General features: G+C 46.1%; 22 protein-coding genes. 12 read left to right on the plus strand and 10 right to left on the minus strand.

The features are described 5' to 3' along the window. Positions 1 to 3: 3 nt before the first annotated feature. From LMJ53_RS05735 to LMJ53_RS05760, 6 genes are all read left to right on the plus strand, one after another. On the plus strand, positions 4 to 534 hold the full coding sequence (locus LMJ53_RS05735) for a DUF6436 domain-containing protein (RefSeq protein ID WP_229585210.1): 531 nt from the start codon (positions 4 to 6) through the stop codon (positions 532 to 534). Positions 535 to 684: 150 nt separating this feature from the next. Next, the gene (thrS, locus tag LMJ53_RS05740; protein WP_229585211.1) at positions 685 to 2,595 is read left to right on the plus strand and encodes a threonine--tRNA ligase; all 1,911 of its coding nucleotides are present in this window, start codon (positions 685 to 687) and stop codon (positions 2,593 to 2,595) included. A 38-nt stretch (positions 2,596 to 2,633) separates the two neighbouring features. After that, the gene (gene infC / locus LMJ53_RS05745; RefSeq protein ID WP_226750998.1) at positions 2,634 to 3,176 is read left to right on the plus strand and encodes a translation initiation factor IF-3; all 543 of its coding nucleotides are present in this window, start codon (positions 2,634 to 2,636) and stop codon (positions 3,174 to 3,176) included. 91 nt (positions 3,177 to 3,267) lie between these two features. Further along, positions 3,268 to 3,465, plus strand: a complete 198-nt coding sequence (gene rpmI / locus LMJ53_RS05750; protein WP_082122441.1) for a 50S ribosomal protein L35 — start codon at positions 3,268 to 3,270, stop codon at positions 3,463 to 3,465. A 17-nt stretch (positions 3,466 to 3,482) separates the two neighbouring features. After that, the gene (gene rplT, locus LMJ53_RS05755; protein WP_226750916.1) at positions 3,483 to 3,839 is read left to right on the plus strand and encodes a 50S ribosomal protein L20; all 357 of its coding nucleotides are present in this window, start codon (positions 3,483 to 3,485) and stop codon (positions 3,837 to 3,839) included. Between the two features lie 260 nt (positions 3,840 to 4,099). Continuing rightward, positions 4,100 to 4,894: a PEP-CTERM sorting domain-containing protein gene (locus LMJ53_RS05760; RefSeq protein WP_229585212.1), complete on the plus strand. Its 795-nt coding sequence runs from the start codon at positions 4,100 to 4,102 to the stop codon at positions 4,892 to 4,894. A 106-nt stretch (positions 4,895 to 5,000) separates the two neighbouring features. Here LMJ53_RS05760 and LMJ53_RS05765 read toward each other — a convergent pair whose 3' ends face one another. The 3 genes from LMJ53_RS05765 to upp all read right to left on the minus strand — a co-directional run bounded on the left by LMJ53_RS05765 (position 5,001) and on the right by upp (position 7,759). Further along, entirely contained in the window at positions 5,001 to 6,122 is a 1,122-nt protein-coding gene (locus LMJ53_RS05765) for an META domain-containing protein (RefSeq protein WP_229585213.1), read from the minus strand. A gap of 61 nt (positions 6,123 to 6,183) precedes the next feature. Further along, positions 6,184 to 7,071, minus strand: coding sequence for an alpha/beta fold hydrolase (locus LMJ53_RS05770; protein WP_229585214.1), 888 nt, complete (start codon positions 7,069 to 7,071; stop codon positions 6,184 to 6,186). 61 nt (positions 7,072 to 7,132) lie between these two features. Then, positions 7,133 to 7,759 (minus strand): uracil phosphoribosyltransferase, encoded by a 627-nt coding sequence (gene upp / locus LMJ53_RS05775; protein ID WP_229585215.1) that lies wholly within the window; start codon positions 7,757 to 7,759, stop codon positions 7,133 to 7,135. Between the two features lie 116 nt (positions 7,760 to 7,875). Here upp and LMJ53_RS05780 point away from each other — a divergent pair, with 116 nt between their 5' ends. The 4 genes from LMJ53_RS05780 to LMJ53_RS05795 all read left to right on the plus strand — a co-directional run bounded on the left by LMJ53_RS05780 (position 7,876) and on the right by LMJ53_RS05795 (position 13,968). Beyond that, positions 7,876 to 10,095 carry a S9 family peptidase gene (locus LMJ53_RS05780; RefSeq protein WP_229585216.1) on the plus strand — a complete coding sequence of 740 codons (2,220 nt, stop codon included), beginning with the start codon at positions 7,876 to 7,878 and terminating at the stop codon, positions 10,093 to 10,095. A 265-nt stretch (positions 10,096 to 10,360) separates the two neighbouring features. Then, positions 10,361 to 11,023 carry a TetR/AcrR family transcriptional regulator gene (locus tag LMJ53_RS05785; RefSeq protein WP_229585217.1) on the plus strand — a complete coding sequence of 221 codons (663 nt, stop codon included), beginning with the start codon at positions 10,361 to 10,363 and terminating at the stop codon, positions 11,021 to 11,023. An 18-nt stretch (positions 11,024 to 11,041) separates the two neighbouring features. Continuing rightward, complete coding sequence (locus tag LMJ53_RS05790) at positions 11,042 to 13,357, plus strand: acyl-CoA dehydrogenase (RefSeq protein ID WP_229585218.1); 2,316 nt, start codon at positions 11,042 to 11,044, stop codon at positions 13,355 to 13,357. Positions 13,358 to 13,473: 116 nt separating this feature from the next. Continuing rightward, complete coding sequence (locus LMJ53_RS05795) at positions 13,474 to 13,968, plus strand: GNAT family N-acetyltransferase (RefSeq protein WP_229585219.1); 495 nt, start codon at positions 13,474 to 13,476, stop codon at positions 13,966 to 13,968. 577 nt (positions 13,969 to 14,545) lie between these two features. Here LMJ53_RS05795 and LMJ53_RS05800 read toward each other — a convergent pair. Beyond that, positions 14,546 to 15,592, minus strand: a complete 1,047-nt coding sequence (locus LMJ53_RS05800; protein ID WP_229585220.1) for a Leu/Phe/Val dehydrogenase — start codon at positions 15,590 to 15,592, stop codon at positions 14,546 to 14,548. Positions 15,593 to 15,975: 383 nt separating this feature from the next. Here LMJ53_RS05800 and LMJ53_RS05805 point away from each other — a divergent pair, with 383 nt between their 5' ends. Next, positions 15,976 to 16,401, plus strand: a complete 426-nt coding sequence (locus LMJ53_RS05805) for a DUF4826 family protein (protein ID WP_229585221.1) — start codon at positions 15,976 to 15,978, stop codon at positions 16,399 to 16,401. A 77-nt stretch (positions 16,402 to 16,478) separates the two neighbouring features. On the opposite strand, the gene LMJ53_RS05810 is transcribed toward LMJ53_RS05805, so the two are convergent. From LMJ53_RS05810 to LMJ53_RS05835, 6 genes are all read right to left on the minus strand, one after another. Further along, positions 16,479 to 17,633, minus strand: coding sequence for a cupin domain-containing protein (locus LMJ53_RS05810; RefSeq protein ID WP_229585222.1), 1,155 nt, complete (start codon positions 17,631 to 17,633; stop codon positions 16,479 to 16,481). Positions 17,634 to 17,814: 181 nt separating this feature from the next. Next, positions 17,815 to 19,185, minus strand: a complete 1,371-nt coding sequence (purB, locus tag LMJ53_RS05815; protein WP_226750928.1) for an adenylosuccinate lyase — start codon at positions 19,183 to 19,185, stop codon at positions 17,815 to 17,817. Between the two features lie 26 nt (positions 19,186 to 19,211). Next, positions 19,212 to 19,835, minus strand: coding sequence for a high frequency lysogenization protein HflD (gene hflD, locus LMJ53_RS05820; protein WP_229585223.1), 624 nt, complete (start codon positions 19,833 to 19,835; stop codon positions 19,212 to 19,214). Beyond that, positions 19,836 to 20,939, minus strand: coding sequence for a tRNA 2-thiouridine(34) synthase MnmA (gene mnmA / locus LMJ53_RS05825; RefSeq protein WP_229585224.1), 1,104 nt, complete (start codon positions 20,937 to 20,939; stop codon positions 19,836 to 19,838). A gap of 69 nt (positions 20,940 to 21,008) precedes the next feature. Next, entirely contained in the window at positions 21,009 to 21,464 is a 456-nt protein-coding gene (locus LMJ53_RS05830) for an NUDIX domain-containing protein (protein ID WP_229585225.1), read from the minus strand. A gap of 42 nt (positions 21,465 to 21,506) precedes the next feature. Beyond that, complete coding sequence (locus LMJ53_RS05835) at positions 21,507 to 22,046, minus strand: pseudouridine synthase (protein ID WP_420778847.1); 540 nt, start codon at positions 22,044 to 22,046, stop codon at positions 21,507 to 21,509. A gap of 307 nt (positions 22,047 to 22,353) precedes the next feature. On the opposite strand from LMJ53_RS05835, the gene LMJ53_RS05840 reads away from it, so the two are divergent. Further along, positions 22,354 to 24,582, plus strand: coding sequence for an NADP-dependent isocitrate dehydrogenase (locus LMJ53_RS05840; protein WP_229585226.1), 2,229 nt, complete (start codon positions 22,354 to 22,356; stop codon positions 24,580 to 24,582). Positions 24,583 to 24,600 lie beyond the last annotated feature (18 nt).

Raw genomic sequence — 24,600 nt, forward strand, 5'->3', positions numbered from 1 at the left:
CTGATGCAGATGCAACATCGAGTGCGCTTGGTCGCATTACTCTTTATCAGTTGGATCGCTATCGCAAGTATTGGTTTGTATCTTTTTGGCCAGCAGTACTATGGCTTGTTTGATCAAACGGGGGTATGGCAAAGGCAAACATCGGCTGCCTTTGCTATCGAACGCTTGGGTATCGCCCCCGCCAATGATAAGCAGGTTGTGCACGTGACCCAAACCGGTTGTGTCTGCAATCGCCTAGCAGCTGAACATCGCGATTTATTTACCCACAGTTATCAAATCACCGCTAACCGGCAATTTCAATTCTCTGCCGAACAATTGCAGGCAGCAGGTTTTAGTTTGCCGGCTGCACCGGCAGTGCTCATATTTGAACAGGGGCAGTTAATTTATGCCGGGCCTTATGCCACAGGCCCACTTTGCTCGGTTGACGACAGTTTAATTGCGCCCATTTTGCGCAATACGCTGCAATTACCTGGGCTTTGGTTAAACGGTGAAGTAAAAGCCTGTCGTTGTCTGGTCACACCCAGCATGAAGTGATACCATAGCCACCGCTTTTTTGCTTCGCTGCCGACGTTCTGCAGATGGCTTTTCGTGTAAGCCATTAACTGCACAGCAAGGTGACGAAACCTCTTATCATAGATAAACAAGTGACCCTTGGTTTGGGCCACCACTGTAAAAGGATTGATCATGCCAGTTATTACTCTGCCTGACGGTAGTCAGCGCGCCTTTGACCATGCCGTTACTGTACTTGATGTTGCGAAAGACATTGGCCCAGGTTTAGCTAAAGCCACCATTGCCGGTAAAGTTAATGGTGAACTTGTTGATGCTTGTGAACTGATTGAACAAGATGCCAGCTTAAGTATCGTAACCAGCAAAGATCAAGAAGGCTTGGAGATTTTACGTCACTCTTGTGCACACTTATTAGGCCACGCGATTAAACAACTTTGGCCAAACGTGAAAATGGCTATCGGCCCTGTTATCGATAATGGTTTTTACTACGACGTTGATTTAGAACAGCCGATCAGCAGTGATGATTTAGCGGCGCTAGAAGCGCGCATGCTGCAGTTAGCCAAAACCGAATACGATGTGGTAAAAAACAAGGTGAGCTGGCAACAAGCTTGGGATACCTTTGCCGCACGTGGTGAAAGCTACAAGCAAGAAATTCTTGAGCAAAATATTCCGCGTGATAGCAGCCCTGCGCTGTATCATCATGAAGAATACATTGATATGTGTCGTGGCCCGCACGTGCCCAACATGCGCTTTTGCCAACACTTTAAAATTATGAAAGTGGCCGGTGCCTATTGGCGCGGCGATTCAAAAAATAAAATGCTGCAGCGTGTTTACGGTACGGCTTGGGCAGACAAAAAACAATTAGCGGGCTATTTAACCCAGTTAGAAGAAGCCGAGAAGCGTGATCACCGTAAAATTGGTAAAGCACTGGGCTTATTTCACTGGCAAGAAGAAGCACCGGGTATGGTGTTCTGGCACAACGATGGTTGGACTATTTTCCGTGAGCTCGAAACTTTTGTACGCGAGAAGCTGGGCCAGTACGACTACGACGAAGTGAAAGGTCCATTAATGATGGATCGTGTGTTGTGGGAAAAATCGGGACACTGGGAAAAGTATGCCGATAATATGTTCACTACCCAGTCTGAGCATCGTGAGTACGCTATCAAACCAATGAACTGCCCGGGCCACGTGCAAATCTTTAACCAGGGGTTAAAGTCTTACCGTGATTTACCGCTGCGTATGGCCGAGTTTGGTTGTTGCCACCGTAATGAGCCTTCAGGTGGCTTACACGGCTTGATGCGCGTGCGCGGCTTTACCCAAGATGATGCGCATATCTTCTGTACTGAAGATCAAGTGCAGGCAGAGGTGACTAAATGTATCAAGATGGTGTTTGATACTTACAGTACCTTTGGTTTTAAAGACATCGTAGTGAAGCTATCGACACGTCCGGCACAACGGATTGGTTCTGATGAGATTTGGGACCGTGCCGAGCAAGGCTTGATGGACGCATTAAAAGCCAATGATATTGCCTATGAACTGCAACCTGGTGAAGGTGCTTTTTATGGTCCGAAGATTGAATTCACCCTGCACGATTGTTTAAATCGCGCATGGCAATGTGGCACAGTGCAACTCGACTTCGCGTTACCGGGTCGTTTAGGGGCCAGTTACGTGTCTGAAAGCGGCGAAAAACTGGTTCCGGTGATGATTCACCGTGCTATCTTAGGTTCGTTAGAGCGCTTTATTGGTATTCTCATCGAAGAGTACGCCGGCTTTTTCCCGACGTGGTTAGCACCCACGCAGGTGGTAATTATGAATATTACCGATAATCAGGCCGAATATGTCGAAGAATTAGTAAAAACTTTCAAATCTCACGGTATTAGAGTGAGAAGTGACTTGAGAAATGAGAAGATAGGCTTTAAAATTCGCGAGCACACACTTAAGCGTATTCCGTACCTCGTTGTCGTCGGTGATAAAGAAGTCGAAGCAGGTGATATTGCAGTCAGAACACGTAAAGCTGATGATTTAGGCAAAATGCCGGTTGCCAGCTTTGTCGAGAAAATGCTGACTGAAATTAAAAACCGGGTATAAGCTTTAAGTGAATTATAAAATTTTCGGAGGAACATACTATTAAAGTAGGAAAGAAAACATTACCGGCCAACCGTCCTAACAGGATAAACGAAGAAATTAATCTGCCAGAAGTGCGATTAATTGGTATGGAAGGTGAACAGCTGGGCGTCGTTACCACGACAGAAGCAATTCGGTTAGCTGAAGAAGCAAGTGCTGATTTAGTAGAGATCAGTCCTACAGCAGAACCACCAGTTTGTAAGTTGATGGACTACGGTAAGTTCCTGTTCGAAAAGAGCAAAGCTCTTAAAGAACAAAAGAAAAAGCAAAAACAGATCCAGATCAAGGAAATTAAATTCCGGCCTGGAACTGATGAAGGCGATTACCAGGTAAAACTACGCAACCTGCGTCGCTTCATTGAAGAGGGTGATAAAGCTAAAGTAACACTACGTTATCGTGGTCGTGAAATGGCGCATCAGGAAATCGGTATCGAAATGCTTTCTCGTATTAAAGAGGATCTTAGCGATATCGCCATCTGTGAATCTTTCCCTAACCGGGTAGAAGGTCGGCAGATGATCATGATGCTAGCCCCAAATAAGAAGTAATAAGCGCCTTCAAGTTTATTAAACTGCGGCTTGCCGCAGTTTTTTAACGCCTTATTATTCGTTGTCATTTAACAATGCGAGTTTCAATACTATGCCAAAGATGAAAACCAACAAAGGTGCCGCGAAGCGTTTTAAAAAGACTGCTTCAGGTAACTTTAAACGTAAGCAATCTCACCTTCGCCACATCTTGACGAAGAAGACTTCTAAGCGTAAGCGTCAGTTAGGTCCAAAAACCTTAGTCGCAAAAGTGGATATTGCCGGCTTAGTCCGTTGCATGCCGTACGCATAATTTAATAGGAGTCAGAAATGCCAAGAGTTAAACGTGGTGTGACGGCACATGCTCGTCACAAGAAGGTATTAAAACAGGCTAAAGGTTACTACGGTGCCCGTAGTCGTGTTTACCGGGTTGCTTTCCAGGCTGTTATCAAAGCCGGTCAATATGCTTACCGTGACCGTCGTCAGCGTAAGCGTCAGTTCCGTCAACTGTGGATCGCGCGTATCAACGCAGCGTCACGGATGAACGGTATGTCTTACAGCCGTTTAATTGCAGGTCTGAAAAAGGCTTCAATTGAAATCGACCGTAAGATCCTGGCCGACATCGCTGTTTATGACAAAGCCGCTTTTACTGCTATCGTAGCAAAAGCAAAAGAAGCTTTAGTCTAAACACTGCTTGAATAAAAAAACCACCCTAGGGTGGTTTTTTTATGTCTGCAATTTAGTTTTTTTGTAATTTGAATGAGCGGCTAGGGGGTATTCTCAACTATTGGCTGTCAGTAAATTTTACAAATAAACCAAAAAATAAAAACCTTAATTTGTAGACTGCTGATTTTAATGCGATTAATTTATTGGCTTAATTTATGCTAAAGTTTTGCTTGTTTTTTGTACAGTAAAATAAATCGTTATATAAACAACAAGGATGCATCATGAAATATTTTCCAGCAGTCTTAGCTTTAGCAACGACCTTAATTGCAGTGCCCGCACATGCCGCTTTAATTAACGGTACAGGTAATGTAACACCCAATGTCATTTTTGGTTCTGGTAATGCGAATGGGTCATTTACCGGTATAAACGATGGTTTTTTTGAGTTAGCGCTACGGGGTAAATTGCGTTACAACTTGGCAGGTCAACCCGCAGGCATCTATAACTATGATGGTAATAAAACCTATACTTTTCAGCCTAGTGATGGTGTAGCCCCAGTAGACCGTTCATTGTTTAGTTTTGATTGGTCGATTAACGTCGATCCAACTGGAAATCAGGGAACATTTTTAAACCAATTTACCTACTTATTGCAGATTGATTATGATCCCAGCGCCAATGTTGATTTTGTGGAATTTGATCTAATTAATCCCAGTGCAGATTACCCACTTTTTGATCATTCAATTGGCAATAATACAACCACTAGTGCAAATGATTTAAGAACCACTTCTTCTGTTTCGGATTATCTATCTTACCTTTCAACAAATAATGTCGCACAGAATTCATGGAATTTGGGCTTTTTTGAACCTTTAGGCTTCGATGTGCAAACTCAGGGTATGTATACCATTACGTTGTCAGCCTTTGATCGTCAAAACAACAGATCTGCCTCAACGTCGATCGACATTATTTTTGGTCAAGTACCTGCTAGTGTGCCAGAGCCTTCAGCATTAATGCTGATGTTTGGTGGGCTTATGGGGTTAGGTGCGGTTGCCAGACGTCGGCGCAATAGTAAGAAGAATTAATTCAATCTGATAATTAATGGCTATTTTAAAACCCCAGTGTTGTCATGCACTGGGGTTTTTTATGCGTAGAAGATTTTCGGTATATGTTAAATAACAATGAGCTGTGTTAGTTAACCGCAGGCACCAATTCTAAAATAACTTGGTTATTATAAAATAATTGCAGTTTATCGGCGTTCACTTCCGCGCGGTCAACTTGCTGCAGTTTTTCGGTAAATTGCTGCTCAATGTTGCTGGCGTCAGCGCAGAACTTTCGCGTGCTGGCAAGCGGTTGCACGCTCAGGGTATTGGCTTGTTGCTGATAGCTGGCGTTAAAGTTATTACAGCCGCTAAAGCCATATAAACGGTCTTTTTCAAATATAAGCCGAACATTTAACTGGTGTGGAATATAACGGTTAGCCACTTTCTCAGCACGCCAGACAATACCTTGTAACTGTTTTTGGGCAAATTGATCAGGGCAGGTGGCATTAGGCCAAAACTGTTCAAATTTATCGATGTAAAGCGTATCAATACCGTGCTGATCCGCACTTTTACGCCCAACTAAGGTGGCAATAACCGGTTTATTATTGAAGCGTGTATCTTGTTGATACAGGCGCATCATGGGTAAATGATTTTGTGTATTAGCCACCGGTAAGGTGTCACCGTTTTGACAGGTTATAAAGGTCGCAACATTGTTTTTTAATTGATACATACCCAGTAGCGGTTGGCGTGGGTCGAGCTTTTTCAGCGAGGCATAACGGCTTAATTGATATGCTTCAGACGATAATATGGGCTTACCGGCCAAATCCGTCATCACTAAGTGCTGATTGCTGCGAAAATGAAAAACCGGCAGCGTGCTTTGCTGATTAATCAAATGCAAAGTGCGTTTTTCTAACAACCAAGAGCCGCTAATTAATTGCACTTGGCCACGGCCAAGATACTCTTGACGCGCTTCAAAGCGGCCATCACGATACAGATTAATATGATATGCGATGCCGCTGCAATCCGCACACGGCAAGACGCCTTCAAAAGTCATATCAGTATCAATGAAAATATGTTCGAAATCGGTTGCTAACGATTCGGTCGTATCGTTATTAGCCACTTCGTTGGCATCGGTAACCGGTGCCGGGATGGGTACGGCTAATACCGGTTTTTTCTCGGCACTTAAGGTGGTGGGTTTGTCAGCGCCGATATCGGGTAATTGACTACAGGCCGATAATAATAATGCGGTGACGACAACTAGCTTTTTCATCTTAGAAATCCCTGCCTAAACATTTCGGCCATTATAACGCATGCACACTTAGGAAACAGGCCTATTTTATCGGTGCAAACCCTTGTAATGCTTCGCGCACCCAAAGTGCACTTTGTAACGGTTGTTCTTGCATAAAGCAATGGCCACCAGGCACTTGCCGGCTTTGCACCCCGTTGTTTAATTGTTGCCATTTAGCCACGGCTTTGACGACAAATGGAAAGGTTTGTTCCCCATAAAAGATTTTTACCGGTGCCTTTGCTTTACGAAGCGCCGGCCATAGCCCTCTTGGGTAGGAGCTGAACACATCGGCTTCACGCTCGGGTAAGCACTTTAAGCGCACACCATCGTCTTGGTCAGCTAAGGCGTGTTCAACATAAGCATTAAGCGCCTGTGCATCCCAGCTTTGAAATAGGCTACGGCTTTGAAAGTAACTTAAGGCAGTAGGGCGATCCGGCCAATGTTGGCGTCGCCTTAACGCGGCTTTGGCTAACGGATTTTTTTTAAATAGCCGCACACCTTCAAGGGTTCTGGCCAGTAATAGCATAGAGGGGGGAAATAACACCGGATCAAGTAATACCACCCCTTGAAATAACTGTGGATGCTCGGCGTGGATCAGGGCGGTTAATACGCCACCAAAACTATGGCCTATGCCGTAAACGGGCGCAGTGCCAAACAATGGGCGATGGGTTAACCACGCTTCTGCGGCAATCTGCGCAATGTTATTCCAGCCTAAAAACTGCTCACCATGATCACTATCACCATGGCCTTGGGCATCCGACAAGAACAAATCATAGTGTAGGCTTAGTTGGCGTAGCATGGGGCTGTAGGTTAGGCCGCTAAAGCCGTTACCGTGCATAAAATGTAATACAGGCTTGCCACTTGGCACGCTGTGTTGTCCGCGCACGGTCAGACCCTGTGCGCTGTTATAAGACCATGGGATCAACTGCATGAATTTTCACTTCAAAAAAATACGCATTAAGCACTTAATACTGTGCATGGGCACTAACGGCTTATTTAGTGCCAAATAATTTATCACCGGCATCGCCTAAGCCTGGCAGGATATAACCTTGCTCATTTAAACCTTGGTCTACCGCTGCGGTATAAAGCTCAATGTCAGGATGCGCTTCGCTTAACGCTTTAATCCCCTCAGGCGCGGCAACCAGCACTAAAGCTTTGATTTGTTGGCAGCCATGCTGTTTAAGTAAATCGATGGTTGCAATCATCGAGCCGCCCGTGGCTAACATGGGATCAACAACAATCGCTAAGCGTTGATCCAAATCGGCAGCGAGTTTTTGAAAGTAGGGTACCGGTTGCAGTGTTTCTTCATCACGATAAATACCCACCACGCTTATGCGAGCGCTGGGGATTAAATCTAAAACGCCGTCTAACATGCCCAAGCCGGCGCGCAGAATGGGCACTACGGTCACTTTTTTACCTTGAATTTGTTGCACGTCGCAAGGGCCGTTCCAGCTCTCTATTGTCAGTTGCTCAGTTGGCAGATCTTTGGTTGCTTCATAAGTCAGGAGGCTCCCTAGTTCTGCGGCTAATTGGCGAAATTGGCGAGTGCTAATATCGGCTGCGCGTAATAAACCAATTTTGTGCTGCACCAGTGGGTGTTTTACTTCGGTCAGTTTCATCAAGATTTCCTCTGTTCAGCGCAGATAAGCCTAACGCAATCTGCTTTCGCTTGCAGTTTATATCGAAGCATTATACAAACGTTACGCTTAATTACAGTAAAAACACAGGAACAAAAATGCCAGTGAAATTACCACGTGTTTTGATAACACTCAGTTTATTACTTGGAGGTGCCGCTATGGCTGATGCAAAGCAACTTGAACTGGAGCGACTGTTCGCCGATCCAGTGTTAAGCGGCACGACGCCTCGTTCTTTGACCATGGCACCTGACGGTAGCCGTGTTACCTATCTTAAGGGCAAAGTTGAAGATGCCAACCGTTTAGATTTGTGGCAATACCATATTAAAGAGGGCAAACACAGTGTGCTGGTGAATGCCGACAATTTAATTAGTGGTGCAGAAACACTGTCTGATGAAGAAAAAGCCCGCCGCGAGCGACTACGTTTATTTGCTTCGGGTATTGTCAGTTACAGTTGGTCTAAAAGTAGTGACGCTTTATTATTCCCTTTAAATGGTGATTTGTATTACTACCAGCTCGCCAGCAATAAAGCAAAAAAGCTGACAAATACCCCAGAGTTTGAAACCGATGCCACCATTTCACCTACTGGTCGTTATGTTGCTTTTATTCGCGAGCAAAACTTGTTTGTACAAGAGATAGCGACCGGTAAAGAAACCCAACTGACCTTTGATGGCGGTGGTGATATTAAAAACGGGATGGCCGAGTTTGTGGCACAGGAAGAAATGGGCCGCATGACAGGTTATTGGTGGGCTCCGGATGACAGTAAAATTGCCTTTACCCGCACTGATGAAAGTGGGGTTGCCGAAGTCGTTCGTAATGAAATTTATGCTGACGAAATTAAATTGTTTAAACAGCGTTATCCTTATACCGGCACCGCCAATGCGACCATCCAATTAGGTGTTGTGACATTAAACGATGGTAGTGTGAGGTGGCTACCGCACGGTGATGATGCTGATATTTATCTGCCAAGAGTCGAGTGGAGCAAAAACGCGCGGTATGTAAGTTATCAATGGCAAAGCCGTAACCAACAGCAATTAGAACTGCGCTTGGTTGATCTTAAAACGGATCAGCAAACAGTACTGTTAACGGAAACCAGCAACACGTGGTTGAACCTGCATGATGACCTACATTTTTTAAGTAATAACCAAGGCTTTATTTGGGCCTCTGAACGCAGTGGTTATAAACATTTATATCACTATGATTTTAATGGCAAGTTACTGCGTCAGCTCACCGCGGGCGACTGGGTGGTGGATCAGCTAGATGCCGTCAACGAGCAGCAAGGTTTGCTGTACTTTACCGGGCGCAAAGATAGCGTGCTAGAACGTCATCTGTATCAGGTGAGTTTAAAAGATGGCAATATTAAACGCATCACAGAAGCCGGTTATGATCATGCCGTGGTTGTGGCCAAAGATGGCAGCAGTTTTATAGATAGTTTCTCCAATGTCACAACGCCCGATAAAGTAGCGCTGCGAGCCATTGATGGTCAGGTACTCACCTGGTTAGCGCAAAACACCTTGAACGCAGATCATCCGTTAGGCCCTTATCATAGCGAGCTGAATGCCCCGCGTTTTGGCACGTTACAGGCCGAAGATGGTCAAACCTTACATTACCGTTTATTTGAACCCAAAAATGTCGTGCCAGGCAAACAATACCCTGTGGTCGTCAGTGTCTACGGCGGGCCTCATGCTCAGCGTGTGACGAACAGTTGGAGTCAGCGCAATTTGTATTTGCATTTCCTCGCGCAACAAGGCTATCTGGTATTTCAATTAGATAATCGTGGTTCGTACAACCGTGGTAAAGCCTTTGAAGATCCGATCTATAAAAAACTCGGTGAGGTCGAAGTGGATGATCAAATCACCGGTGTTAAGTACCTGCGAACTTTGCCTCATGTTAACCCGCAGAAAATAGCGATTTATGGCCATAGTTATGGCGGTTATATGGCCATCATGACTCTGTTTAAAGCCGGTGATTACTTCACCGCCGGCGTTGCGGGTGCGCCTGTTACCGACTGGGCCTTGTATGATACTCATTACACTGAGCGTTACTTAGGGCACCCACAACAAAACGCCGAGGGTTATCGTGATAGCGCGGTCTTCCCTTATGCCGATGGGCTAAAAGGCGATTTGCTGATTTATCATGGTATGGCAGATGATAATGTGTTGTTTACCCACAGTACTAAGCTTTATAAACACTTACAGGATAAAGGCCTGTTGTTTGAGATGATGGACTACCCAGGCAGTAAACACTCGATGTTTGGTCAGCCGGTTCAAACGCATTTACATAAAAGCATTACGCGCTTTTTTGAGCGTACTCTGAAGTAAAAACCACGCTAACAGGTCGGCGGTTCAGTCGGCCTGTTACTTTGCCTACCTAAAAAAAGCGATAACTTGGCGAGATCAACGCGCTGAAACGCCGCTATACAGCGAATGGCAAACTTAACCGCCTGCCTAAAACCCTTTATCTGACTAACGCAACATCACGGTATTACTTGCACTCACTGCAGAATGTCACTTGACAGACCAGTGATTCAAACGTACATTTCAAACAGGTGTTTAAAAAACATGTTTGAATAAAATGAGTGTGAAAGTGAATACACAACTAAAAATTTTGGATGCGGCGCAAAATCTGTTTGCCGAAGCCGGCTTCAATGATACTTCACTACGCCAGATCACGACCAAAGCGGAAGTGAATCTGGCCTCGGTTAATTATCACTTTGGCTCGAAAAAAGAACTGATCCAAGCGGTGCTTCAGCGTTATTTGCAAGTGTTGATGCCGCGTTTAGATCATGAGTTTGATCAATTACTGGCGAAAACTCAGCCGCATAGCTTACCGGATATCCTCGCTGTATTCGTTAAGCCCTTGTTAGAGCTTAACCATGTGCAGCGCAAAGGCACCCGTACTTTCTTACAACTGTTAGGGCGCGGTTATACCGATGTGCAAGGCCACTTGCGTTGGTTTATCAATCATCATTATGGCCAAACCCTAGATAAGTTTGTGTTACTTGTGCAACAAAGCTGTCCACATTTGCCTGCGAGCGTGTTGTTTTGGCGGTTGCATTTTTCACTGGGTTCCATTGTCTTTACCATGGCATCCAACGATGCGTTGGCAGAAATTGCCTTAGCCGATTTTAACGAGTCGGTTGATATCGAAGGCGTGATAGCACGCTTGATCCCTTATTTGGCGGCAGCCATTGCTGCGCCTGTGTTGACGAATGTTATGCCGACAGGCTTAACACAAACCGTAGCCTGATGCTGGAAGGAAGCTGAAATGGTCTTTTTATTATTAATTATCGTTATTCTGGTGGTGGTATTCGGTGTCACCTCCATTCGACGCAGTCTGATCACCAAACCTGTGTTTGGTATTTTCAAAAAAATCTTACCACCTCTTTCAGATACTGAACGTGAAGCGATGGAAGCCGGTGACGTGTGGTGGGATGGTGAACTGTTCAAAGGTAAACCAGACTGGCAAAAACTGCACAGCATTCCTAAAGCCGAGTTATCGGCCGATGAGCAAGCCTTTATGGATAATCAAGTTGAAACCTTGCTGAAAATGCTGGATGACTACAAGATTGTGCAAGAAGAGCGAGACCTGCCTAAAGCCGTGTGGGATTACATTAAAAGCGAAGGTTTCTTCGCCATGATTATTCCTAAGAGCTATGGTGGGCGTGAGTTTTCAGCCATCGCCAACTCGACCATCGTGTCGCGCATTGCTACGCGCAGCTTAACCGCCGCCGTGACCATCATGGTGCCTAACTCTTTAGGCCCCGGTGAATTGTTAATGCACTACGGTACAGAAGAGCAAAAGAACCGCTGGTTGCCACCCTTAGCCAATGGTACTGATGTGCCGTGTTTTGCCTTAACCGGTCCTGAGGCGGGCTCTGATGCGGGCGGTATTCCTGATACCGGCGTAGTGTGTAAAGGCGAATTTGAAGGTAACGAAGTACTGGGTATTCGTTTGAACTGGGATAAGCGCTATATCACCTTAGCACCTGTGGCAACGGTGTTGGGCTTGGCGTTCAAATTATCTGATCCTGATAAGTTACTGGGTGAGAAAGAAGAATTAGGAATCACCTGTGCGTTAATTCCGACCAGCCATCCTGGTGTGCAAATAGGCGATCGTCATTTCCCAATGAATATGGCTTTTATGAACGGTACCACTTACGGTAAAGACGTATTTATCCCGATAGATTGGATTATTGGTGGGCCAGAATATGCCGGTCGTGGCTGGCGTATGCTGGTCGAGTGCTTGTCGGCAGGACGCGGTATTTCATTACCGGCGCTGGCCACCGCAACGGGCCACTTAGCGGCTCGGATGACGGGCGCTTATGGTTATGTGCGTCAGCAGTTTGGTTTATCGATTGGTAAATTTGAAGGTGTGCAAGAAGGTTTAGCGCGTATCGGTGGCTTAACTTACACATTAGAAGCCATGCGCGTGATGACCGCGGGTGCGATTGATCAAAAACTTAGCCCTGCCGTCGTTACCGCCATTGCTAAATATCACATGACGGAGATGTCACGTATTTTATTAAACGATGCGTTTGATATTCATGCCGGCAAAGCCATTCAGTGCGGACCGATGAACTATTTAGCACACGGTTATATGGGCGTGCCTATTTCGATTACCGTTGAAGGGGCGAACATTTTAACGCGCAACTTGATGATCTTTGGTCAAGGTGCCACGCGTTGTCACCCGTATGTGTTAGCGGAGTTAGAAGCCGCAGCCAACCCGAATGCCGATGAAGGTTTAGCACAGTTTGATAAGCTATTAATGGCGCATGTTGGTTTTGCGGTAGGCAATACGTTTTCAGCGTTATGGCAGGGCTTAACGGCCGGTGCCTTTAACACTGCACCGGTGTCGGGTGACACGGCTCGTTATTACAAGCAATTAAGCCGCATGAGCCGTGCCTTAGCACTAAGTGCTGATGTATCTATGTTAATGCTGGGCGGTGATTTAAAACGCAAAGAAATGCTGTCTGCGCGGTTAGGCGATGTGTTAAGCCAGTTGTATATTGCTTCGGCCGTATTGAAGTTTTATGAAGATAACGGCCGTCAGCAAGCGGATCTGCCTTTTGTACATTACAGTGTGGCGCGTGCTTTATATGAAATCGGTAAAGCCTTTGATGGTTTCTTTGCTAACTTCCCAAATCGCATTGTGGCACGCACATTACGTACTTTGGTGTTCCCATTTGGTATCGGCTACAAACTGCCAACCGATGAAGTGGCGCAGCAAATTTGCGAAACACTGTCTAAACCCAATGTGGTGCGCGATCGCTTAACGCATCTGTGTTATGTCGGTGAAGGCGCGGATGATGCCACTGGGCTAATGGAAGCGGCTTTTGTTGCGATGTATGAAGCTCAGCCATTATTGAAGAAAATAGCTCAGGCGCAAAAGTCTGGTCAGTTAGCGCGTAAGCAACCGATGGTGGATACCATTAAGCAAGCGTTAGCGGCGAAGATTATTTCAGAAGCTGAAGCTGCGTCGCTGCATAAAATGAATGAATTGCGGTTTAAAGCCATCAGTGTGGATAGCTTTAAACCCGGCGAACTCGAAAAATTCAGTTTACCGAGTAAAGATGCAGCATAATCGCTAACGCGTTGAAGAAACCGGAGTATACTCCGGTTTTTTTTCGCCATAACGCAGGCTATAGTAGTATTTCAATTTGAGCCTAGCCTGACATTTTATGATCCCAAAGGTATTTTATGATTAATCACAGCACGATCCGTATAGCAACCGAGGCTGATTGCGCCTTAATTTTAGCTTTTATTCAGGGCTTAGCTGAGTATGAGAAAATGGCAGATCAGGTGGTCGCCACCACCGAAAAGTTACAACAAAGCTTGTTTGGCGAGAAGCCCGCAGCCGAAGTGGTGATTGCTGAGTATCAAGGGCAGCCAGCGGGCTTTGCTTTGTTTTTTCATAATTACTCCACATTTTTAGCGCAACCTGGGCTTTATCTAGAAGATTTATTTGTTCTACCTGAATATCGGGGTAAGGGTTTAGGTAAATTATTATTAAGCTATTTAGCAAAATTGGCCGTAGAACGTGGCTGTGGTCGCTTTGAATGGTCAGTGCTGGATTGGAATCAACCGGCAATCGATTTTTATCAAGCGCAAGGTGCCAGTGTTATGCATGACTGGCGGATCACTCGTGTTGCTGGGGCGGAATTACAGGCATTAGCGGCCTCTTATCCGCATTAATGAGTGGCGTTAACATTTTCTGAAGGATTGTTGTTGAAAATGGCTCAAGTGAAAAAAGCGTCAGCAACGGCTGGCGCAGCGTCTTCCTCTAGCAATAAGCAACCGTCTAAGGTTGTGATCAAACAGCGAGTGAGTAAGGCAAAGCCGCAATCGATGTTTTGGCTACATGTCAGTATTTTTTTATTGATTATCTTATCAATCTTACTCATAGGCTGGGATTTAATCGTTAAGTTTATCTTGTAGGGCTTGAGCTGTTGCGGCGTTGTTTTGTCGTAAACTGGCCAGGCTGAAATGGTGTAGGTTGTCTGTAATAATGAGCCACTAAGTGCACATCAGCGTGTTACTGTGCAGTTTAGTGAGCAAGATAATGCGCTTGAGCTTGTTAATACGCCAAACAGAGGTTTAAGTTTTAGCTGCGGTCTACCTTGCAGCACTGGCAGGCCAGTGTTGCAAAGTAGATCCGAGTAAGATGCTGTGTTTGCCAGCCATGGCATTGATGGCTTAAAGCAAACCGCGGCTCATTAACCGCGTTGCCTTAAGCCATCATTTCCTTCATACAATGCTGCATTAAAAAATGTTATAACAATTTACCGCGAGCAATAATTTCTTGCGCCATCAGATCCGCTACGGTGCTGGTGGGTAAATTTTCTGCATCAGCACGTTCAAAAATGGTCAGCAAGGTGTCATAGATTTGCTTCACTTTTGCCGTTGACTCAGAGCTACTGTAGCCTTGTGGCCGCATTTCAAAGGCGACATTGATAATGCCACCGGCGTTAATCACATAGTCTGGCGCATATAAAATACCCATTTGACGCAACTTCTGGCCATGCTCTGCGCGCTTTAATTGGTTGTTAGCACAACCTGCGATAATTTTTACTTTTAACTGTGGCAAGGTCTCATCATTTAACGTAGCACCTAGCGCACAGGGCGCATAAATATCAGCATCTACCGCATAGATGTCATTTAAGCCTACAGCTGTTGCGCCAAAGTGATTCACCGCCCGAGTGACAGCGTCTTCATTGATATCAGTAACAATCAGTTTCGCGCCTTCAGCGTGCAAATATTCACACAGGTAAAAACCCACGCTGCCTAAACCTTGCACCGCGACAACTTTACCGTTCAGATCGGCCGAGCCAAATTGATGCATCGCAGCGGCTTTAATACCTTGGTAGGTGCCTAGCGCAGTAAAGGGGGCAGGGTTACCGCTTTTGCCTTCTAAACCAGCCACGAAAGGCGTTTCCTGATTCACTTGCATAATATCGTGTGTGGTAATGTTCACATCTTCTGCACTGTAATAGCTGCCATTTAAGCGATGAACCATACGACCAAAGGCACGAAACAAGGCTTCAGACTTGATAGTTTTAGCATTACCGATAATCACAGACTTACCACCACCTAATGGCAAACCGGCCATAGCGTTTTTGTAAGTCATACCGCGAGATAAGCGCAGTACATCGACCAGTGCATCTTCATCTGAGACATAATCCCACATGCGGCAACCGCCGACAGCCGGGCCTAAGCGGGTGCTGTGCACAGCAATGATGGCTTTTAAGCCAGATTCCTGATCACTGCAGTAAACCACTTGTTCGTGTTGATCAAATTCAGGATGATTAAATACTGCCACAATGAACTCCATTGGAATAAAAGCGGATAAAGCGCTACCGTTTACGTTTACGTTAACTGTAGCCGATGTTTATGGCGCGGAATTTACCATTTAGTCCTACTTTATGCCAGCTTTCCCATGAAATAATGACTGGTCAGACCGCACTCAGAGACAGGTCTGATCTGTCTGTTGCCAGCAAAGCATCATTCAGCTCTTAATTGTCTCAGATTGTGGTCAGATGTGTCTCAGAGTGTGGTCGGACCGGTGTCTGAGTGTGGTCGGAGGTGATATGGGGTTGATAGGTGAACTTTTGGGGTGGGATGGGCTGATTCTGCGCTATCAAGACTTGATTGTCGGCAGCGAGTCACCTAAAGTAGCGGCAACTACAACATAGGAAGCCGTTTATGAGTGAGTCGTTAACTCAGAATAATGCTGAAATCAGTGATGCGGAGCGCACAGAGTGGGTGCGAACGCAGTTTCAAAAAGCCAACGAATACCTTGCAACTAAAGGTATTATCCCCGATAACGTTGCCGTGAGTGAAAGCCGTTATTTACCGCCTTATGTGGCGATTTGGAAACTGAATACCCGCGAGAAAAAATCGTTTTGGGTGATCAGTGGCGACTTACCAACCGACCATATGGCGATCGGCGCGGCACCTAATGCGCGTGAAGCGATCCGTGCTTTTGCGTTACATTGGCAGTTAAAGGCCGAGCAAATTATTCAAGCGGGTGTGTCTGATAAAACTCAGCATGATTTTGCTAATTTATTGGTTGCTCGTGCGCACGGTTTATACGACTTGTTTGATGACGAACAATTGTGGCAAAGCTAGCACAAACTGCACTTAAATCTGTAGTTTAATCTTTACAAAAAAACCGCTGTTAAGCGGTTTTTTTCTAGGCAGAGAGCTTACTCAACAAAGTACCACAACCCTTGATTGATCAAATCGGTGAGCAGCAGCAAACGCTCTTCGCGGGCAATAAAATGCATACAGTCTTGCTGGCTAATGGTGGGGCTCTGTGTCAGCAGTTGCGCGGTGTGTAATTCCTCTGCAGGTAACACGATTTTCTCACCATCAATAAACAACAAAATATCACTGTCAGGTTTTTGCTGATAATAACTGCAGCGTAAACCGCCGATACTGGCCAGTACGGAGCCTTCTTCTAAGTATTCCGCAATTTCTTCGGCTTGATAATGTGGATCAGGCTCTTGCTGATCTAATTCATGCTTAGCTTGAGTAATGTATTGGCCAAACCATTGCGGGAGTAATTGTCGATCACTAATCAGTTGTAGTAACAATTGCTGCACCTGATCTAAATCTTGTTCACTGATCGCGCCGTTTTGCGGGGTTAATTGCCGAGCAGGATCGGTGAAACGTTTACCAACAATCTCATGGTCAATTAAATAGTCAGTTAAACCGGTGAGTAGATCTTTTTGTGCCGGTGCTCGAAAACCCACAGAGTAATTTAAGCTGTTATCAATAGACACACCATCGTGCGGGCAACCTGGTGGAATATATAAAATATCACCCGGTTCTAAAATGGCATCAATACAGGCTGTAAAAGGGCTAACTTGTAATAAGCGTGGGTGCGGGCAATGTTGCTTCAGTGAAGCATCGGGCATACCCACGCGCCAATGGCGTTTACCTTCGCCTTGAATAATAAATACATCGTATTGATCCAAATGCGGGCCAACACCACCACCAGGCGTAGAAAAGCTGACCATCAAATCATCAATCCGCCAATTCGGGATAAAACGAAACGGCTCTAATAACGCCGCCGCAGGCGGATGCCAATGATCGACGGCTTGAACTAACACCGTCCAATCACGTTCACCGTAGCGATTAAAATCTTCAAAGGGGCCGGTTTCTAATTGCCAGTTGCCCGCATGACATTGCACCAGACGTGACTCGACATCTTCATCTAAGGCCAGGCCTGCCAATTCATCGGCGGATAAAGGATCTTTAAAGTCTTGAAAACCTTGCTTGATCAGCAGCGGTTTTTTTTGCCAATACTGCTGCATAAAGTCTGCAAGGCTAAGCTGTCCGAGGTGTAATGTGTACATATTTGGGCACCGAATAAAAGATCGAAAGGGTTAACACAATTGGCCGGTTAGCTTGGGTTGCACGTGAAGCCGCTAACTAAACGTTTAAACGCTTTGCAGCTTGCCAGCTTAAAACGAATAAAGGCGAGTTGCTCGCCTTTATTCGTCAATGCCACATCAAGCTGCAGTGACAACTAAGTGGTTAGTCTAATAACTCAACTAAGCGTATCGCATCACCAATATAACCGGCTGGGCTAAGCTGTTTCATTTCCGCTTTAGCCTGCGCAGGTAAGTCTAGGCCATCAATAAACAAGGCGAGATCATTGGCGCTGATCCGCTTACCGCGAGTCAGTTCTTTTAACTTCTCGTAAGGTTTCTCGATGCCATATTTACGCATAACAGTTTGCACCGGCTCGGCCAGTAATTCCCAGTTAGCGTCTAATTCGGCTCGTAAATTGGCTTCGTTTACTTCTAACTTGCTGATGCCTTTTAACGTGGCTTGATAAGCAATTAAGGTATAACCAAACCCGACGCCAAGGTTACGTAATACGGTTGAGTCAGTCAGGTCGCGCTGCCAACGAGATACCGGTAATTTGGCCGAAAGGTGGTTAAATAGCGCGTTAGCGATACCTAAGTTACCTTCTGAGTTTTCAAAATCGATCGGGTTCACTTTATGTGGCATGGTCGATGAACCAATTTCACCGGCAATCGTTCTTTGTTTGAAGTGACCTAAGGCAATGTAGCCCCAGACATCACGGTCAAAATCCAGCAAAATGGTATTGAAACGCGCAATGGCATCAAACAATTCGGCAATATAATCATGCGGTTCGATTTGTGTGGTGTACGGGTTCCAAGTAATACCCAGCGAGCTGACAAAACGCTCAGCAAATTGATGCCAATCAATATCCGGATAAGCCGATAAATGTGCGTTGTAGTTACCTACCGCGCCATTTATTTTACCCAGTAGGCTGACCGCCGCGATTTGTTCACGCTGACGCTTTAAGCGCATGTAAACATTGGCCATCTCTTTACCCATGGTAGTTGGCGAAGCTGGCTGACCGTGCGTTCTGGCCATCATAGGGACGGCTTTTAAATCAACCGCTAGCGTTTTCAGTGCGCTAAGCAGTGCATCACACTCAGGTAATAAGACTTGGCTGCGCGCATCGTGCAGCATTAACGCGTGCGATAAGTTGTTGATGTCTTCAGACGTACAGGCAAAGTGGATAAATTCACTGATGGCCGCTAATTCGCTGTTGTTAACAACTTTTTCTTTTAACAGATATTCTACCGCTTTAACGTCATGGTTCGTTGTGCGCTCAATATCTTTAACACGCTGGGCATCTGCTAAACTAAATTCGCTGACAATCTTATCTAAAATGGCATTCGCTTCGGCAGATAACGCCGGTACTTCAGCAATTTTTGGCTCTGCCGCCAGTTGTTGTAACCAACGCACTTCGACAGTGACCCGGTATTTAATTAAACCGAATTCGCTGAAAATTGGGCGTAGGGCAGCCGCTTTGCTACCGTAGCGACCATCCACCGGCGAAATTGCGGTAAGGGCATTAAGTTCCATGAAATCTCCTGAGGTATCGTGCTTAGTTAGATACTGTTTAATGCGGCTTCTGCCGCAGCCAATAATTTACGTCGCTTAAAAACAAAATGCAGCCGGCTTCCGCCCGCTTGACGCCAAAGCACTGCTGCTCGCACGGCGGCAAGCAGTAATGCTCGTACCTTATGCTGCACACTGTTTTGACTGAGTAAGTCGGGTTGGCCGTAAATTTGAATACGGGCTCCCAAGCTGCTGATACATTCGGTGTAGATGTCTGCTAACTTAGCAATAATGGTTTCGTCCGTTACGGTAAAGTGCTGTAATTGACGGTCCATCTGCTGTAACTGATTGCCGAGCTGCTGCATATTCTTGCTGTTTTTATTCAGACGGCGCTCTAGCGCTAATACCCCGACTAAATAGCGGGTTAATTCGACATCTTTCTTTGGTTTATCAGCAAGTTGTTCGATAATCAGTTCAAAACCCTGTCGTAAGTTTTGCATCTCGCCGCCATAAATATCGAGCGGTTCAGCCGGGTTGAGATTAACAACACTACCAAGCGCAATGGCTAATTGACCTTGTTGCGATTCGCTGCTGCGAGCAACCGTTTGCACCAATTTTACCGCTTGGCATAGGCCCGCTAAAGCAATCAATTGAGTTTGTAACGATGCTTCCATTTAGTTTAACGCCTCATCAATAATGCCGCCGCCCAAACAGACTTCATTTAAATAAAATACGGCAGACTGACCTGGAGTAACGGCCTTTTGTGGCTGATCAAATTCGACCTTTAACCGACCTTCAGGCAACGGCGTGACCAAACAAGCAATGTCGGTTTGACGGTAACGAGTTTTCACCGTTAAGCGTTGCGGTTGTTGCGGCCCCGTGCGATCAACCCAGTCTAATTGCGTGGCAATTAAGCCGCTAGACAACAGGGCCGGGTGGTCATGGCCTTGTGCCACTAACAAATGATTTTTCTGAAGATCTTTACCCACCACATACCAAGGTTCGTCGCTGCCATCACGAAGCCCGCCAATGCGCAGGCCTTTGCGTTGGCCAAGGGTGTGATACATCAAGCCATCGTGTTGCCCAATCACTTTCTGATCATCAATACTGACAATGTCGCCTGGTTGTGCCGGTAAATATTGTTGTAGAAAATCTTTAAATTTGCGTTCGCCAATAAAACAAATACCGGTGGAATCTTTTTTGTCGTGGGTGATCAAGCCTTGTTGTTCTGCAATAGCACGCACGGCAGGCTTTTCTAGCTCACCTACCGGAAACAAAGTTTGCGCAATATGCTGTTCAGCGAGTGTGTATAAAAAGTAACTTTGATCTTTATTTTGATCTAAACCACGCAGCATTTGCCAATGACCGTCTTGCAAGCGGCGGCGCACATAATGACCGGTAGCAATATAATCGGCTTGTAAGGCTTCAGCGGCAAATTCAAGAAAGGCTTTAAATTTGATTTCTTTATTGCACATGATGTCGGGATTTGGCGTGCGACCGGCTTGGTATTCAGCCAAAAAGTACTCAAACACGTTATCCCAATATTCAGCGGCGAAGTTGACTTTGTGCAGCTTAATGCCGAGCTTATCGCACACGGCTTGCGCGTCGGCCATATCTTCGGCGGCAGCACAGTATTCGTCATTATCGTCTTCTTCCCAGTTTTTCATAAACAGGCCTTCAACCTGATAACCTTGTTGTATGAGTAACCAGGCTGATACTGAGGAATCTACGCCGCCAGACATTCCGACGATGACTTTTTTACTGCTGTTATCTGACATGACACCGCACTTAACTTAGCTGAAAATTAAAGGCGCGGATTATACCACCAAATTTAGTCGGGCAAAATGCTAACGCAGCGGCTCAATCAGATTAAGTGCCAGCCGAGTGCCTTGTAAGTAGCTATTGATGGCATCATGCACCAGTCGACTGCGTGCCGGCACGGGGTGCTGGCGTAATTCGTCGGCGCTTAGCCAATGCAAGGCGAGTATATCGTTATCTTGCGGTTGGTAGTGTTGCGGTAGCGAGTCGGGTTCAAATAAAAAGTTAACCCGCACATAAGTATGGCCGTTGCTTGCCGCTAATTGCGAGATGCCAAGCCAAGCGGTAGGCGTGAGCATTAAACCGGTTTCTTCTGTTACTTCGCGGCATACGGCACTGAGTACATCTTCATCTTCTTCCATGTGTCCAGCCGGTTGATTCAGTACTTTATGACCGTGTTGCTTGTCTTGCTCTTCCACAAATAAAAAACGGCCTTGATACTGAATAACCGCAGCCACGGTCAAATGTAATCGATTTCTACTCATGCAGTGTCATCCTGTAAAGCAAATGGCCCCTAACAGAGCCGTTTAACGGGTTAGAGGGATAGTACGGCTCATACCCGGTGCTAGATCGGCCAGTTGCCAATCACCGATTTGCCAGCGCACTAAGCGCAGCGTAGGAAAGCCGACCGCAGCGGTCATCCGTCTAACTTGCCGATTACGGCCCTCGCTAATGGTTAAACTTAGCCAACTGGTTGGAATATTGGCGCGATAACGCACGGCTGGAGTGCGAGGCCATAGCGCGGGCTCGGCCATCCGTTGTGCTTGGGCGGGCAGGGTGAGGCCATCTTTCAGTTGCACACCCTGGCGCAATTGCTGCAGTGCTTGTTCGCTAATGTCACCTTCAACTTGCACCCAATAGGTTTTGGGGGCTTTAAATTTCGGATCGCTGATGCGTTGCTGGGTTTTACCGCAGTTGGTCAGTAATAACAGGCCTTCACTATCTCTATCTAAGCGACCTGCCGCATACACATCTGGAATATCAATATAGTCTGCCAGCGTAGCGCGCGGTGGGGTACTGTTGTCGGTAAACTGGCTTAATACATCAAAAGGCTTGTTAAAAAGCACTAAGATCGGTGTTGTAACACTCTCGCCATTGTTTTTTTTGAAAAAGCCCTTATGTTTGGATTGGGCTGCTGATGTTGATTTTTTCACACAAATTCTCGACGTTATTCTGGGGCAAACCGCCGCCGTTACCAGTGAGCATCCTACCGCGTGTATTAGAACATTTACTGGTCGGTCATACTGCGCCTGTTTTAATCTGATTGATGCTGATATAATCAGTCGGTTTTTTGGCTGCGTTTAAAACAATTTCCACACTCGGGTGGCAATGGCCCTGTCAATGCGATCCGTCGATTACAATACAGGAACTAACATGTCGAATGAAAGTGCAAAAATTATTTACACCATAACTGACGAAGCGCCAGCACTGGCGACCCAGTCTTTATTGCCAATTATCGAGGCGTTCTCTGCCGCTGCCGGCGTAGTGGTTGAAACCCGCGACATTTCATTGTCAGGTCGGATTATTGCCAGCTTCCCTGAGTTTTTGACACCAGAGCAACGGATCAACGACGACTTAGCTGAATTGGGTGAATTAGCCAAACAGCCAGACGCCAACATTATTAAATTACCGAACATTAGCGCTTCATTACCGCAATTAAAAGCAGCGATAAAAGAATTACAAGCGCAAGGTTATGCTTTACCTGATTACACAGAAGAGCCAAAAACCGAGCAAGAACGTGACGTCAAAGCGCGTTATGACAAGATCAAAGGCTCAGCCGTAAACCCGGTTTTACGTGAAGGTAACTCGGATCGTCGTGCGCCGGCTTCGGTTAAGCAGTATGCGCGTAAAAACCCGCACAGCATGGGTGCTTGGAGCAGCAGCTCAAAATCACACGTTGCCCACATGAGTGCCGGCGATTTTTATGGCTCTGAATTATCTACCACTATGTCGGCAGCGGATGTGTTAAAAATCAGCCTGCAGCAAGCCGATGGCAGCGTACAAGTACTTAAAGAAAAAGTGCCAGTATTAGCCGGTGAAGTAGTCGATGCTACCATGATGAGCGTAGCCGCCTTACGCGAGTTTTACGCCGCTGAGATTGAAGATGCCAAAGCGCAAGACGTGTTGTTCTCGTTACACTTAAAAGCCACCATGATGAAAGTGTCGGATCCGATCCTGTTCGGTCATGCGGTTAAAGTGTTCTACAAAGAAATTTTCGCGAAATACGCCACAACCTTTACTCAATTGGGTTTAGATGTTAACAACGGTATCGGCGATTTATACGCCAAGTTACCGCAGTTACCTCAAGCTGAACAAGACGCGATTAAAGCTGATATCGCCGCGCTGTATGCGGATAAACCCGCCATGGCGATGGTAAACTCTGATAAAGGTATCACCAACCTGCACGTGCCAAGCGATGTGATTATCGATGCGTCTATGCCAGCGATGATCCGTAGCTCAGGTCAAATGTGGGGGCCAGATGGTCAATTAAAAGATACCAAAGCGGTCATCCCAGATCGTTGCTATGCCGGTGTTTACCAAGAAACCATTGCTTTCTGTAAGCAAAACGGTGCTTTTGATCCTCGTACCATGGGCTCAGTGCCTAACGTTGGCTTAATGGCGCAAAAAGCCGAAGAATACGGTTCACACGATAAAACGTTTGAAATCGCCGCGGCAGGTACTGTTGTGGTAACCAACAGCAAAGGCGAAACCGTGTTCAGCCATAAAGTGGCGGCCGGTGATATTTGGCGTATGTGCCAAGTAAAAGATGAGCCGATCCGTGATTGGGTTAAATTAGCGGTTAATCGCTCACGTTTAAGCAACACGCCAGCCATTTTCTGGTTAGACAACCAACGTGCTCACGATGCGGAATTAATCAAGAAAGTGCATGCTTATTTAGCGGATCACGACACTGATGGTTTAGATATTCAAATCATGTCGCCGGTAGAGGCAACCCGTCATACCTTAGCGCGTATGAAACAAGGTTTAGACACGATTTCGGTAACCGGTAACGTATTGCGCGATTACTTAACAGACTTATTCCCCATCCTTGAGCTGGGAACCAGTGCCAAGATGCTGTCAATTGTGCCATTGATGAACGGTGGTGGCTTGTTTGAAACAGGCGCTGGCGGTTCAGCACCGAAGCACGTTGAGCAATTCGTGCAAGAAAACCACTTACGTTGGGATTCACTGGGTGAGTTTTTAGCGTTAGCGGCCTCGTTAGAGCATTTAGCTCAAGTTGCTGATAATAAAGTGGCGCAGATCTTAGCGGATACGTTAGATAAAGCCACCGCTCAGTTTTTAGATAACGACAAATCACCACGCCGTAAAGCGGGTGAGTTAGATAACCGTGGTAGCCATTTCTATTTAGCCATGTACTGGGCACAAGCGATGGCGCAACAAACTGCGGATGCTGCTTTAGCCAGCCGTTTTGCTAAGCTAGCCGACGCTCTGCAGTCTGGCGAGCAGCAAATATTGGCCGAGTTAAACGGTGTGCAAGGTCGTGAAGTGGATATCGGTGGTTACTACCGTCCGGATCAAAGCAAGGCTGCAGCGGCCATGCGTCCAAGCGCAACACTAAACGCTGCCTTAACTGCCCTGTAAGCATTTGGGCAAGTTGTT

Origin of the sequence: Rheinheimera sp. UJ51 (assembly GCF_020819615.1) — a bacterium.
Classification (GTDB): Bacteria; Pseudomonadota; Gammaproteobacteria; order Enterobacterales; family Alteromonadaceae; genus Alishewanella; species Alishewanella maricola.

Excerpts from the sequence above, each read along its gene's own strand:
- LMJ53_RS05735 (WP_229585210.1), top strand. The coding sequence starts at position 4 with ATGCAGATGCAACATCGAGTGCGCTTGGTCGCATTACTCTTTATCAGT.
- thrS (WP_229585211.1), top strand. The coding sequence starts at position 685 with ATGCCAGTTATTACTCTGCCTGACGGTAGTCAGCGCGCCTTTGACCAT.
- rpmI (WP_082122441.1), top strand. The coding sequence starts at position 3,268 with ATGCCAAAGATGAAAACCAACAAAGGTGCCGCGAAGCGTTTTAAAAAG.
- rplT (WP_226750916.1), top strand. The coding sequence starts at position 3,483 with ATGCCAAGAGTTAAACGTGGTGTGACGGCACATGCTCGTCACAAGAAG.
- LMJ53_RS05760 (WP_229585212.1), top strand. The coding sequence starts at position 4,100 with ATGAAATATTTTCCAGCAGTCTTAGCTTTAGCAACGACCTTAATTGCA.
- LMJ53_RS05765 (WP_229585213.1), bottom strand. The coding sequence starts at position 6,122 with ATGAAAAAGCTAGTTGTCGTCACCGCATTATTATTATCGGCCTGTAGT.
- LMJ53_RS05770 (WP_229585214.1), bottom strand. The coding sequence starts at position 7,071 with ATGCAGTTGATCCCATGGTCTTATAACAGCGCACAGGGTCTGACCGTG.
- upp (WP_229585215.1), bottom strand. The coding sequence starts at position 7,759 with ATGAAACTGACCGAAGTAAAACACCCACTGGTGCAGCACAAAATTGGT.
- LMJ53_RS05780 (WP_229585216.1), top strand. The coding sequence starts at position 7,876 with ATGCCAGTGAAATTACCACGTGTTTTGATAACACTCAGTTTATTACTT.
- LMJ53_RS05790 (WP_229585218.1), top strand. The coding sequence starts at position 11,042 with ATGGTCTTTTTATTATTAATTATCGTTATTCTGGTGGTGGTATTCGGT.
- LMJ53_RS05795 (WP_229585219.1), top strand. The coding sequence starts at position 13,474 with ATGATTAATCACAGCACGATCCGTATAGCAACCGAGGCTGATTGCGCC.
- LMJ53_RS05805 (WP_229585221.1), top strand. The coding sequence starts at position 15,976 with ATGAGTGAGTCGTTAACTCAGAATAATGCTGAAATCAGTGATGCGGAG.
- LMJ53_RS05810 (WP_229585222.1), bottom strand. The coding sequence starts at position 17,633 with ATGTACACATTACACCTCGGACAGCTTAGCCTTGCAGACTTTATGCAG.
- purB (WP_226750928.1), bottom strand. The coding sequence starts at position 19,185 with ATGGAACTTAATGCCCTTACCGCAATTTCGCCGGTGGATGGTCGCTAC.
- hflD (WP_229585223.1), bottom strand. The coding sequence starts at position 19,835 with ATGGAAGCATCGTTACAAACTCAATTGATTGCTTTAGCGGGCCTATGC.
- mnmA (WP_229585224.1), bottom strand. The coding sequence starts at position 20,939 with ATGTCAGATAACAGCAGTAAAAAAGTCATCGTCGGAATGTCTGGCGGC.
- LMJ53_RS05830 (WP_229585225.1), bottom strand. The coding sequence starts at position 21,464 with ATGAGTAGAAATCGATTACATTTGACCGTGGCTGCGGTTATTCAGTAT.
- LMJ53_RS05840 (WP_229585226.1), top strand. The coding sequence starts at position 22,354 with ATGTCGAATGAAAGTGCAAAAATTATTTACACCATAACTGACGAAGCG.